We start from the raw sequence: 12,570 nt of genomic DNA, 5'->3' as shown, positions 1-12,570 counted from the left end.
GTAACAATCGACTCACCAGTAAGCATGATTTTAGGGCTAAGCCTGGTAACTATTATTTAAATTGAGGCGGTGTATTGTCTGAATGTAACTTTTCGCCCGTTTTCTTTTCTTCAGGATGACTTTGGAAAAAATGAGGGGATTTTTCATTTGCAGTTAGCCTTGATGCAACAATTTGGAGCTCTTTTTTCAATTCAGGTGATGCACGAAGCGCGCCACATAAATAAAGAGCTTTAGGTTTCAGCTGTTTTTCCATTGTATTATTTCGTCCATTTGCCAGCATTATCTCGCCAAGATCCTTTTCTGTTAATACGATTTCCTGAGACGGATCGGTGTTTGTCACAACAACGAATGAGGTACCTGTATAACCCCAACCTTGGTGAACAATAAAGGTTACCAAATCCGGATGATTCGGGAGAAAGACCCGTTGGGTCCATTCAGGGAAGTGAGGATTGGGTAGCTGAGCCAGAGTTTTATTAATTTCACAGATATAGTCTGACAAATCAAATCGTCTCAGATGCTTTTGTTGATGATATTCAACAGGGGTTGGATCAAAAACATTCACTGGTTTGGTAGCGCCATATTCATCGCCGTATTGTAAAATCCAGCCGCCATCAGAACAAAATGCGCTGACAGCCAATTTTTCGCGCATGCGTTTTGCAAGCAATTCATCATCCTGGATACCTTTTTCCATCAGTTGCTGAGTATAGCGTGGTTCATCATGAGAGCCAGGAAAACCAATTGTAGGACCAACCTGCTGTAATAATCCTTTATTTTGAGTAAACCAATTGTCATCCTGTTGCCACAAGTCAAATGAATAGCCATACCCACCTTCGGGGCCGGGCATCCAGAACACACTATTCATCGTGTGGGTTACAATACCTTTCAAATCAAGATTTTCTTCCATATAACCCCTGCCTATCGTTTCTGCAATAACAAGCGGGTCACGTTGAAATTTGCGTTGGCAGGCTTCTTGTGCAATTTCAGTTAAACGAGACAATACTTTGTTATTCACCATGGCGGGCGCATCAATACGTACTCCCTGAAAACCAAGATGTTCAATAGTATGTTCGATAAATGGTTTCCAATAGTATTCGATGATTTGTTCGCAAATGACGGGATCATCATAGTTGAACGTTGCCACATCACTCCAAGGATTATTGGTCAAAGGATTGTAATTTTCATCCATGTTATGCATCACCAAATTTCCATTTTGGTGACGTTTAAACCATTTTTTCGTATCGATATTGTATTTTTCAAGAAAAAATTTATCGCCATTCACAAAACGATGATCTACTGCCAAGTGTCTTGCAACCAAATCAAATACAGGCATTAAACCAAGCTCATTTGCTTTTGCAGTGTATTGCTGTACGCTTTTTTCATTCTTGGCATAGCGTGGATAAATTGATTCATCCTTCATGGCATAAGGACTATGAATACGATTAGCCATGTTAGGGATAGGATTATATTGACAAGGTGTATAAAATGGGTTGACCCAAACCTGCTTAAAACCCATCTTCTGAATTCGCTGCAAATCTTCCCGCATCGCATCAAAATCTTGATACAACCCAGGGTATTGGTTATAGCAACAAATGCGTGGAAACATGCTGACTTCTCAATTTCTGTTTCTATGTCTATGAAGTATAGTATAAGAGCAAAAATAGAGCTTATTGTGTAGTTATTTTTCATTTATTTCCCATGCTCATTTAGAAAATTAACCAAAGTCTGTTGTTTGCTCTTTTTGGATAACATATTTACTTTTATTAAACACTTTGTTATATTTTGTACTATGTAATTTAAAAATTAGTCAATTTGGCAGAAATCCCATGTCATACCAAAAAATAGAACTCAGTATTTCATTATCATTAGACTCTCCAAAGTTAGATGAGTCTGATTTTATATTGCTCTCAACTAAGTATCTTGAAAAATCACTGGGTAAAAAGAAAGAATTTGCTGGTTTTTTTGAAGACATAGAAAGACTATATTTTAATCAGAATTACAAGGAAGCAATTGAAAAAATTTTAGATTTCTGTAAAAAAAATGAATCCTTATTAAGTCAAAAAGTTGTCCAGAGGCTGGTAGAGGTCGCTCCTAGATTAAAAAGCAATCCTAAAGACAATGAAAGCAGAAGGCTTTATGAAACCTTGTATGCAGATCACCTTGAATCGGTCATTAAGCAAGAGAGTGATCTTTCTGTATTTAATGAGTTGAGAGACAGTTATAATGCGGTAAAACCTGAGTATGCAGTAACTCATGAGACCGAAATCAAAACGTTGGATGAGGCCAAGCAATTCATTTTATCCTTTGTCATGCTGAATGATAATGTTGAGCTGCCCTTAAAAGCGCAATCAGAGCGATACCCCAAAAAGGACAGATCCAGAGAAGAATTGGGGAATACTCCCTCTGCGAATCCGGGAATTATGAAACCTAACTCCCCCAATTTTTCTGATAATCTGGTGCCTGCCAGAGATGTGCCCAAAATAGCTATTAATGAGAAAGTAGTGGGTGGATATTCAAAAACAAAGCCTACTACTCCTTTTGTTGCGTCGCTGTCTGGTACAACTTATTCACTCATGGTGGTGTTAAAAGACTATATTGAAAAGCATAAAACAGACAAAGACATTGAAAAGAAAGTAAACCAGATCATTAATTTATGGATTTCCAGTTATATTAAGGAAGGTTATCACAGCTATAGTGAAGTTGTTGATGTTTTGACAGAACCGTTTATTCAATCCACTTTTGATGAAGCAAACATTAAATTAAATTATGGTGTACTGGATGAAACGCACGCAGAATTTCGTAAAGCTCAGGATTATGTTTTTGGTATGACAATCCGATCAGCAATGCATCATGAACTACTGGATCGATTTAAGAATAAAGAAAAACTTCAAGAGGAAGCAAAGAATTTTGAGACTGTCTTAAATAAACTCAACCAGAATGTTGAAAATACAGGTCGCTACCGAGAGACACTTCAGAAATTAAATGAGGTATTTCAGGATTGGTCTGCAGGCAAAAAAAGCTATGATGCTTTTAAAAGTGAGTCTAATCAATTGATTCATGATATTGAATCGGAAGAGCAAAAAAGTAATCGTGGTCTTGGCTCCATGCTGAAGAACCTGGGAAATTATCTTTTATACTTGATTACCTTTCGTTTTTTGAAAGAAGACTATCAAAAATCGTCTAGTCCGGCCACAATGCTAGTCACTGAGTTAAAAGATAGATTTGAGCAAATAGATCATTTACATAAAAACAGCCTCTCTTTAAAAAAGGTAACACACCCTGGTCCTAAATATACTTCATCATCTGATGAGACAGCAGACGTTCGCAAATCAGCTGTCAATACTGACAAGCCTAGTAAAAAGCAAGACAGTGAAGCAAAAGAGACATTAGATTCTGAGCAATTGGATGAAGTTCAAAGACAAGATGACAAAAGCGCTCGTTTACAATAGATCTCTTGCATAACCCGCCTGCAAATGTTTCTGAGGTGCTTGTATGTAAACTACACTCCTCGAAATGTTTGTGCCTTGTCCTAAAATAATCGGCTTAGGCAAGAAGGCTAATGAATTTGGATTATGCATCTAATTAAAAAATTTTTAAATGACTAAAAAAGTATTTGCAATAAAACTAGGCAGATATATATTTATCAAGCCACATTCCAGTTTTGAAAATGGCATATCAGGTTTTCACTGATTGGAATAGCAGTCATTATGTGTTATTATTATGCGCATATTGATTAATTAAATTCCTTTAATTGAGGAAATAGAGTTGCGATTGTTTCAGTGTAATCAACGCATCCCTAGGGGAAGATTTCCAGTAAGCATGCTTATTGTAAGGACTTCGTGGTAAGAAACATTAATACAATTTTTGGATTAAGTGAGAATATAATGGCCTATCAATTATTGCTCAGTAAAGAAACCCTGAATAAAATTTTACAATACAAACAGAATATTGAAAAAGGGCTCGCCAAGCCTGGTAAATTTTTTCTTGAAGAAATAAGTAAACAAGAAAAAAGTATTTCTGAAATGGATATCACCACATTTACTCAATTATTAATCCAGTCTAAAAAACCACAGGTTTTTGCTGAAAGCCAAGTTTATCATGATGGGTCTGATTGGACACTGGAAGAAGAGAGTATTCTTGGAGATATTAGCGTCAATATGCCAGTCACTATGTACAATGATGGCGGACATGGCTCCTCTTTCAAGAATCACCCAGGGCCAATTTCCGGTTATTTGGCGTATGTGCCAGGTGCCCTCTTGGCTTCGGGCAGTGGACCGACTTCAGATATGAATGAAGTGCTTGATAGCGGCAAACTAAATCAAGACAAATTAAACGCTTTGTATGAGCGACGTTTGTTACCTCAACTGATCCATTTTAATGATTTGGCGCGGCAAAATGAAAAGCAAGCTGCAATTACTATTCCCGGGATAGGAACAGGGTGTTTTTCAGGCGCTTATTACGATGTGATTAAACCCTATGTCAGAAATGCATTAATCCATATTTTTGAGAAACATAAAGATTCGTTACCTTACATCGATATCATTCATTATGATCCCTATATGGGAGATGAACCTGCTGAAAAGAAGATTGGCCATATGTCTTTTCGCGTGAGTCCTTCTGGCGTGGTTCGTGGTACAACAGGGCAGCTTGCCTATCCCTTAGGCAGTAATCCAGACACGCACATACTCGTTTCAATTGTTGCCTGGGATCATTTTTCCTGGCCTGGAAATGATTATTGGGGTGGCGCTCGTCAAACAGATGATGGTGTTAAAGCGGCTAGCACGGATACCATGAAGCAAGTCACAGGCGCAACTGGTGTCTATGATAAAAAATGGGGTCGATATATGCCTCCAGAATCATTTACTAAAGACCGTAAAGGTATGAGTGACTGGGGGGATTATGTCAGAGAAAATGGCATTGTATTTAATGGCCCTGTTTTAGCTCTGGATAAAAGCGGTAAATTGGATACCTTGGAAAATATTGCAAGTCGTCCCAAAGCAAAAGTTGATACTACGACCACAATTAGTGAGCTCGTTCGTGGCATGTTCAGCCTTTTTTCCCATAGTACTACGACAGAGCCTTCTCCAACTGTTAAAGAGGAAGAATCTAAAAAATCGGGTCCTCAGTAATAATTTTGACAAATTCTTATAGAGTAACAATGGGTCTGACTTTTGAGGTTGGGCCCTGCTACTATTTGCAGGACTTACCAACTCTCTCCTAATCTTTTCGTTAAGAAATATTTTTTAATCTGCTCATTTGGTTTATCTAAACTCTTATGATAAAAACATATCTTGATTTGAGTTTGAAACAACAGATGACTTACTGGACTTAATTGTTTTGGTTGTCAGGAGGTATGATTATGTCTTGATGCCTTTCTTTAAAGAACAATCATATTTAATCAAAGCAGGGATTATTTGGCCTATATTTTCGCAGTTAAGTTTCTTTTTAATACTCTCAAAGTGTCTTTCGACTGTGCGTTTCGAAATTTCAAAAATAGAAGCAATACGCGATAAATTAAAATCATTAAAGTATAAATAGATCATTTCCTTTTCTCGATGAGTAAGATCTTTGGCAGCTAAAAAACTAAAAGGAAGTTGATTATAATCAAATACATTATCTTTAATGAGTTCAGCCATTTTTTGCTGTGAGGATCTCAGAATAATTTCTTTAAGATTATCCTGCTCGTTTGTATTCCCTGAGCCGATTAATTCATTCATCTGAAGTATGCATTCTCTGGGTAAGGTTAAAAAATTATCTTTTGTATGCAATCTCCGGGCTCTTGAAGACAGGTTTTCAGCAATCATATTCAGGTAATCAAGATTATTAAATATAAAATTATTGGTGCTGTCTGGTTGATGTGATGAGGCGAAGGTAACCATTTCAACTCGATTGGAGTCCTGACGAATGATATCAACAAAATATGTGAAGTCGCGATCTAATAAACAATTCTTTATCCCAGGCGCTATCACATGATCATTATCAACATTGCAAACATAAAAATTATCATGTTGATAATTTTTTTTGCAAAGATTCTGTTCAATGAATAATTCTTTATTAAGAATTTCGTCAATGATGGATTTTTCTGAAATGAGTTGTAAGTATCGCCCTTGAAAATCAAAATATAAATAACCCCAGAAATCAATAGGAGTTTTTTCGAAAATATCATTGTAACATCTATACAGGAAGCTTGTATAAGCTTTCATTTTGGATTGGGCATTCATTATGTTGTTTTAATCCGCACATCACCTAATTAAAGTATAGATTAAAAATTGACCATCCGGGGTTGTGTAATGATTGGTTTTTATTTTTGTGGATTCAAGGTATAAACAATGTAATCGAATAAAGTGGGAGAACCTCTGGTTTCGAGTAAAGTTTAAACTAACTCGGAATCAGAGGTTCTCGCTATTTGAGGCGGATTATAGTTTAACCCACATATCTGAATCTAAGGATTCCTCTTCCTCATGCTTAACAACATATTGTTGGTGTGGTGCGTGTTGTGAAGCTGAGTTCAGAGTATTGATGCAATGTGATACGTCAGTGTTGTTAAGCCAATGTTCTTGTAAATTGTAGCCCTTCGTATCCATTGATATTAATCTATCTCCTGTTTTTTCAAGAAGGGTTTTGGAGTAGTTTATCAGATTATTAGCCGCATCAACTCCCAAGTCATCCTGAAGTGGTTTGGTTACCTTTTTCGCGAACTCCTCTTTAGGATAGCATCTTAATAGATCCAGACAATGACATTGTCTCATTATTTTCGCTATGATTGCTTGCTCAGGTTTATTGACATGGGGTTGAAAAGTAGGGTTCCCATAGTCAAGTACCAAGTACTTCCAGTAGGCAATTTGCTCTGGTGAGGTAAATAGGTCTTTATAATGTGTTTTTGCATACTGTTCAAAAAGTTTTGCGCTGTCTTGTCTATATCCTCCATATACCACTTTGTTATCATTAAAACCCAGTTCGCTTTTTCTGCCGACAACAGAAAATAGCATGGCGACTTGCATTCGTTTGATGTCGTCCTTGCTTAAATTTTGAACCATTTCTCTGGTCTTCTTATCGGTGGAATGCGTTGCGTAGGAATAAAGTACTTCTGGAACTAGAGCAGCACCTCTTAAAGTATGAGACAGCCCATGATTTGGCCTATGAAGAATTTTATTATTACCGCAATTTAAAGTCCAATCGCCCTTATTGGGGTCTATGTTTTTTTCTGATTGGTCGTATGGTTTTGATAGATAGTCTTTATGCAACTTATCAATGACTTCGATATTCCTTGGACTTTCAAAAAAGCTTTGATGTTCGGCAAAATATTCAGTGATTGAACTTTTGAATGTTTCTAATCCCTTCATTTCATCCTCAACCCGAAAACAGATGTATTGTAAGGTTTTAGAAAGGACTCCAGAACTGTCTTGCCCTTTTGCGTAGGATAAAGAAATATTATCTATAGTTTGGGCTTTTTCAATGGCCTGATGAAGTATTTCAATAATTCTGTTGTGAGCGGCTTTATGTTCAACATACCCATTTCGTAAATTATGCAGCAATCCATTCAATGATGTTTTTAGTTCTTCTGCAAATTGAATTTTATAAGAGCCTTTTCCATAGGTATTATCAATATTTGCTAAAATTGACCATTTGCTTTTGTCTTTTTCAGCTTTGCCTTCAAGATATTGATTTGTCACATCGATAGCAAATTGTGCGAATTTTTTTACCATATCCCTCTCTGCTTCGACTGCTATGTTTTCCGCTTGTTTATAAGTACCCCCGTTTGGCAAATTTGATATTTGTTTTATGCTTGCAGGAGGAGTGACGGAACATGCCAGGAAATAGTGTTTTTTATTTTCTTCTCGATGGTGCAGGTATTTCACTTTACCAGGAGCGATTAAAAATTCACGCTCAGCAGGATAACGTGAGATTTCTCCTATATCCAACCCTTGCATACCATAAAATACGGTTCGAATGGGTCCATTAAAAGTGGATACAGGTTTTTCAAAAGCACTACTGACAAAAGCGGTGTCTTCATAAACTTCTAGTCCTATACCTTTTGACTGGGCGCATTGAATTCTTTTTTCAATAATAGGCTTGGGAAGGGTGTCTCCGTCGTATCGGAAGGTCAATGGAAGGTTATGCTTTTGACCTTTACTAATTCCTGAGAGTGCTGCTGCGCTATGGAGTATTACCTGACGCATATTTTCCTGAAAGTTCGCATCGCTTCCTTTGTATGGATGCTGGCCTCTTAATAAGCCATTCATAAATTCATAATATTGTTGGGTATATATATTTAATCCAGCAATTTCACCTTCATGAAGATGTTGTAATTTGGTTGCTTTACCTTTCAATTCTTGACAACTCATATGTATTGGTTTTTTTGCAGCATCTGGAATTGTAACTTTAATTCCTGCTTCTGTATCAACGTAATTAGCATACTGATTTAGTTGTTCAGTAGACAGATTTATTTGAGAGCGTTGCATGTTAGCCAGAATGTCATCCAGATTTGTTTCTGTGCCTTTTATATTTACAAAATATTTGCCATTCTTTTCTGTAAAGACAATATTGGATTTATTGGTTAGTAAAGTGGATACTATAATTTCAAATTGTTTGGTATGTGTATTTTTTGTTACAGGGGCTATGACTTGGGGTTTTGCAACAGCGATAATTTCCTCAAGTTGATTAGGCTTGGCGTTTTCATCAACTTTTTGAATAAAAGATTCAAAAAGCTCACCAGCATTTCCTTGTTTAAAAAGGATTGATTTGTTTAGTTTAGTTTTCATGATGCACCTCGTTAAAATTTAATCTTAAAGATATATAATTAATCTTTATGATTAAATATTAACCTTTTGTGGTTATCGAAAAATGAGGTGACATGTCGCATAAGCGACATTTGTGTATTTAAATTTTCAGGGCATTTATTTTCTAACCGATTAGTTCAAATTTTGAAGTTTGATAAAAATAAGCACTAAATTTTTTTTGTTACCAAAGGAATGGAGTTTTGTTTGGGAGAGGTAAATATCCTGAAATTATTTATTAATAACAAAATAGAATGATTTGAATCAGAGAAAAATGGTGGTTGATGTAAGAAGCAAATAACACATCAATTATAAAATCATTGAAATCAAGGAGCCAGCTAATTGCAGTCAGTTATGAAATTTTATATTGATCTTTGAGCATTAGGATGCTCATCTTTTAAAAAATAGTTTAATAAAAGCTTAAATTATGGCAAACCTAAGTAATTTATGTCATAAAACGCATTTATTGGTTATTGTGGTGAATAATCTCATGAAAGAAAAATACATCGGGCTTCATAAGATAGAGTTAAATACACCATGTCTTGTAATTGATTATGAAAAGCTGAAATACAACTTAAAAATGATGCAGCAACATGGCTTCAACTGGGATATAGGAATAAGGCCACATTGTAAAACTCATAAATGTTCTCAAATCGCACGTTTACAACTTGAATATGGGGCAATAGGGATTTCTGCTGCCAAGCTATCAGAAGCTGAAGTCTTGATATCTAAACAAATTACAAATGTTTTGATTACTTCACCCATTGTATCCGAGGCCAAGTATTCAAGATTATTTAATTGTCTTAAATCAGCACCTGATTTAATGCTGGTTGTGGATAACAAGGATAATATTCGCGCGCTTAATGAACTCGGTAAGTCGCTAAACCAACCAGTTCAAGTCTTGCTTGATATCGATTCAGGTATTGGCCGAACCGGCATTCATCCCCAGACAGCATTGGAATACGGTCATTTCATCAATGGGATGAATTGGCTCAAGCTAAAAGGAATTCAATGTTATGCAGGCCATTTGCAACACATCCAAAACTATGACGAAAGAAGAGCATTCTCTCTAAGCATTATGGAAATGGCCAGCAAGATTGTTCAGAATTTTAGAGAAGCTGATCTCCCTTGTGAAATATTAACCGGCACCGGAACTGGTACTTTCGATATTGATGTTGAGGCGAGCGAAATAACGGAAATCCAACCTGGCTCATATGCTGTAATGGATGTTGAGTATGGTTCAATTGGTTCAAAAAATAACCCATCAAGCTTTCAACTATTTAAAAACTCGATGACTCTTTTAACGAGCGTGATAAGCAGTAATCGTAAAGAGCACGTTACTGTTGATGCAGGAACGAAATCAATTTATGTCGATCCTCATCATAAACCACATATTATTAGTCATCCCGGACTGCTTTATGATTGGGGTGGGTTTGGAGATGAGCATGGCAAGGTATTTTCTTGTGAAGGCGGAAGTCATTTCCTGCAAAATGGAGATGTTTTAGAGCTTATCGTTCCTCATTGTGATCCGACAATAAACTTGTATGATAAGTTTTATATCACAGAAAATAATGTTGTTGTCGATATTTGGGATATCGACATGCGTGGAAAATCACAATAATCTATTCTAGGCAACCTTGCTTTTGCTAAACAGGAGGAGGGCCACGACGCCCGAGTAATCCCATAATAAGAAATATGACAAACATCACCAAAAATAGAAAGAATAATATTTTTGCAATTCCAGCGGCAGCCACTGCAATGCCGCCAAATCCAAACGCGGCTGCAATAATTGCAATGATAAAAAAGATAGGTGCCCAACTTAACATAATAGATTCCTGTCAAGATTATCCTTTTTATTAAACTATAGGCAGGACTTGGGATAAACCCCAATCTCTTTGTTAAAAAATGTTTTTAATTCGGTCATTTAGTTTATCTAAATTCCCTCGTCAAAAACATTTTTTGCCTCGATCTGGGGGGGTATCGTAAGTCTTGATAGACTAATAATGGTCTACAATTAGACAAAAGACAATTAATCAGGGAAGAATATGCAAATCACTAAAGCTCACTATAGCAAGATATTCTTTGCCTTATTTCTTTTTTTCTTCACTAGTTCAAGCGAGCTATTTGCCTGTCCCTGTTTTAACATGGGTTTTTTGCATGTAGCCTTTTTGGATGACAAGGATACAGAATGTCGCATATATAAAGAAGGAAGTGTCGTTTATAAGATCGAGATTTTTGATAAGGAAAAAATTGCGTCAAGTACCCATACCCAATGTACGCTGAATACGGAACATCATGATGTTTTTATGAATTATGATTTTCATTACCTCGATGATCATGGGGATTGTATAAGAGAAATTCTGGATGCGTGTAACAAGCTGAAAATAAACTCCTTGCATATGGATGATGAGTAAGACAGGGCAAGGTGAAATAGGACTGGTATTGAATGATTAGGACGCTCGCCCGGATTATAATTAAGATTAACCCGGGTTAGGTTTATCAATTTTTAGTTTGAACTCAATGTAAACTGAGGAGCGACTTCGAGTTCTCTTCTTTTTTCATCGATAATAGGGTTTAATATTTTTAATTCAGAAACCGCTTTCGATCTTTGATTTTTCCACAAAGCAAGATGGGAATTTAATTCACTTAATTTTTTGTATGTCGCATCGATTTCATTTTGTAAACGGCTGCTATTGCTATAGTAGCAATCTAATGGTGACTTCCCAAGAGCATTGAGTGCTAAATAGCGTTCTGCTCCAGTACAAGAATCGCTCATAATTGATGAACGATTGTTTTCATATTGTTCTTGTTCAATAACGATTTTTCCGTAATTTTGGGAAATCTCTTCCTGTTCTTTTAAAAGTCGGGATAGTTTTACTTCTTGAGTGGATATTGCTTGAGTCAGTCTATCAATCGCGTTTTCCAGATTTTCAAAATGAGGTCCATAGGAACGATTAATTTCTATTAATTGTTCCAGGTTTTTTTCTCGGAAATATTGACGAAGTGTCTCAGGGGTCTTGTGCGGGAATTTAGACATGTTTTTACCTTTTTGAATCAAAATCAGCATATCTTAGCATATGCTTTTTGATCATATCAAACATGTATAATTCACAGTGAGTAAATTAAGGGCTTTTGTTGATGGTGGGGTTTATTTTTGATCAATATCAATCAGGAAGAGTATTTTTTACGAGTTTAAAAATACTCTTCCTGATTGTTGATACTTATGATGATTTCAAATGAAATTATCTTAAAACTGATTAGAAAGAATAATGGTAATCGTCAGACAATTCTGGTCCGCACAGTGCATCACCAAGTATTGCAATCGGATAAGTCACGAACATGCTGGCTACCGCAAGCAACATGGCTATTGAAGACAGGGTAAACGTAAAAGCGCATAGAACTGGTAATACCGGAACAACAAAAGTGAGAACTCCGCAGACAATGCTGGCAGCAAGAGCCTTGGATAAACAATCTGCTTCTTCAACCTCTTTTGATTTCACGATGGATAGAAAAGTATTGGTATAGGGGGAAACAGCAAATTTAGTACATCCCCAAAAGAATGAGCCGTATTTTTGACCTAACGAGAGAGTCATTGACATTTTTTACTCCAATTTAACTTAAATTAGGCCAGCAATTATAATTTAAATTCAGATTAAAACCTATAAAAATAAGCATTAAATTAATAAATTTGTTCTATTTTTATCTATTTTTTTATAGAATTTTTGATTTTATAGGTAGAGTCAGGTACTTTCGAGTTAGTATTTATTGAATAATTTAATATTCGAAGAACAGTGCC

The 12,570-nt window shown here is 36.1% G+C and carries 10 protein-coding genes; 4 read left to right on the top strand and 6 right to left on the bottom strand.

The features are described from left to right. Window positions 1–52: 52 nt before the first annotated feature. Window positions 53–1,603 carry an alpha-amylase family glycosyl hydrolase gene (locus tag OQJ02_RS12625; protein ID WP_265719358.1) on the bottom strand — a complete coding sequence of 517 codons (1,551 nt, stop codon included), beginning with the start codon at window positions 1,601–1,603 and terminating at the stop codon, window positions 53–55. Window positions 1,604–1,769: 166 nt separating this feature from the next. Between OQJ02_RS12625 and OQJ02_RS12620 the strand changes: the two genes are divergently transcribed. Then, a complete protein-coding gene (locus tag OQJ02_RS12620) occupies window positions 1,770–3,446 on the top strand; it encodes a type IV secretion protein Dot (protein WP_265719357.1) in 1,677 nt (558 codons plus the stop codon). Window positions 3,447–3,881: 435 nt separating this feature from the next. Beyond that, window positions 3,882–5,126, top strand: coding sequence for a Dot/Icm T4SS effector MavL (mavL, locus tag OQJ02_RS12615; protein WP_322783392.1), 1,245 nt, complete (start codon window positions 3,882–3,884; stop codon window positions 5,124–5,126). A gap of 228 nt (window positions 5,127–5,354) precedes the next feature. On the opposite strand, the gene OQJ02_RS12610 is transcribed toward mavL, so the two are convergent. Together OQJ02_RS12610 and OQJ02_RS12605 are read right to left on the bottom strand one after the other, a co-directional pair. Further along, window positions 5,355–6,218 carry a helix-turn-helix transcriptional regulator gene (locus OQJ02_RS12610; RefSeq protein WP_265719356.1) on the bottom strand — a complete coding sequence of 288 codons (864 nt, stop codon included), beginning with the start codon at window positions 6,216–6,218 and terminating at the stop codon, window positions 5,355–5,357. Between the two features lie 195 nt (window positions 6,219–6,413). After that, a complete protein-coding gene (locus OQJ02_RS12605) occupies window positions 6,414–8,759 on the bottom strand; it encodes a SidE phosphodiesterase domain-containing protein (protein WP_265719355.1) in 2,346 nt (781 codons plus the stop codon). Between the two features lie 505 nt (window positions 8,760–9,264). Here OQJ02_RS12605 and OQJ02_RS12600 point away from each other — a divergent pair. Next, window positions 9,265–10,395: a DSD1 family PLP-dependent enzyme gene (locus tag OQJ02_RS12600; RefSeq protein WP_265719838.1), complete on the top strand. Its 1,131-nt coding sequence runs from the start codon at window positions 9,265–9,267 to the stop codon at window positions 10,393–10,395. Between the two features lie 25 nt (window positions 10,396–10,420). Here OQJ02_RS12600 and OQJ02_RS12595 read toward each other — a convergent pair whose 3' ends face one another. Beyond that, window positions 10,421–10,600, bottom strand: a complete 180-nt coding sequence (locus OQJ02_RS12595) for a DUF1328 family protein (protein ID WP_265719354.1) — start codon at window positions 10,598–10,600, stop codon at window positions 10,421–10,423. A 219-nt stretch (window positions 10,601–10,819) separates the two neighbouring features. On the opposite strand from OQJ02_RS12595, the gene OQJ02_RS12590 reads away from it, so the two are divergent. Further along, a complete protein-coding gene (locus OQJ02_RS12590) occupies window positions 10,820–11,188 on the top strand; it encodes a hypothetical protein (RefSeq protein WP_265719353.1) in 369 nt (122 codons plus the stop codon). Between the two features lie 92 nt (window positions 11,189–11,280). Here OQJ02_RS12590 and OQJ02_RS12585 read toward each other — a convergent pair whose 3' ends face one another. Both OQJ02_RS12585 and OQJ02_RS12580 read right to left on the bottom strand, forming a co-directional pair. Continuing rightward, on the bottom strand, window positions 11,281–11,811 hold the full coding sequence (locus OQJ02_RS12585) for a hypothetical protein (RefSeq protein WP_265719352.1): 531 nt from the start codon (window positions 11,809–11,811) through the stop codon (window positions 11,281–11,283). Between the two features lie 220 nt (window positions 11,812–12,031). Further along, the gene (locus tag OQJ02_RS12580; protein ID WP_010948220.1) at window positions 12,032–12,373 is read right to left on the bottom strand and encodes a hypothetical protein; all 342 of its coding nucleotides are present in this window, start codon (window positions 12,371–12,373) and stop codon (window positions 12,032–12,034) included. Window positions 12,374–12,570 lie beyond the last annotated feature (197 nt).

The sequence above is a fragment of the Legionella sp. PATHC032 genome, assembly GCF_026191185.1.
In the GTDB taxonomy this organism is placed as follows: domain Bacteria; phylum Pseudomonadota; class Gammaproteobacteria; order Legionellales; family Legionellaceae; genus Legionella.
The sequence above is the reverse complement of the archived record's forward strand: the minus strand, read 5'-3'. Positions and strand labels throughout refer to the sequence as shown.

Coding starts and splice junctions, on each gene's coding strand:
- OQJ02_RS12580 (WP_010948220.1), bottom strand. CDS start 12,373: ATGTCAATGACTCTCTCGTTAGGTCAAAAATACGGCTCATTCTTTTGG.
- OQJ02_RS12610 (WP_265719356.1), bottom strand. CDS start 6,218: ATGAATGCCCAATCCAAAATGAAAGCTTATACAAGCTTCCTGTATAGA.
- OQJ02_RS12605 (WP_265719355.1), bottom strand. CDS start 8,759: ATGAAAACTAAACTAAACAAATCAATCCTTTTTAAACAAGGAAATGCT.
- OQJ02_RS12600 (WP_265719838.1), top strand. CDS start 9,265: ATGAAAGAAAAATACATCGGGCTTCATAAGATAGAGTTAAATACACCA.
- OQJ02_RS12595 (WP_265719354.1), bottom strand. CDS start 10,600: ATGTTAAGTTGGGCACCTATCTTTTTTATCATTGCAATTATTGCAGCC.
- OQJ02_RS12585 (WP_265719352.1), bottom strand. CDS start 11,811: ATGTCTAAATTCCCGCACAAGACCCCTGAGACACTTCGTCAATATTTC.
- OQJ02_RS12590 (WP_265719353.1), top strand. CDS start 10,820: ATGCAAATCACTAAAGCTCACTATAGCAAGATATTCTTTGCCTTATTT.
- OQJ02_RS12625 (WP_265719358.1), bottom strand. CDS start 1,603: ATGTTTCCACGCATTTGTTGCTATAACCAATACCCTGGGTTGTATCAA.
- mavL (WP_322783392.1), top strand. CDS start 3,882: ATGGCCTATCAATTATTGCTCAGTAAAGAAACCCTGAATAAAATTTTA.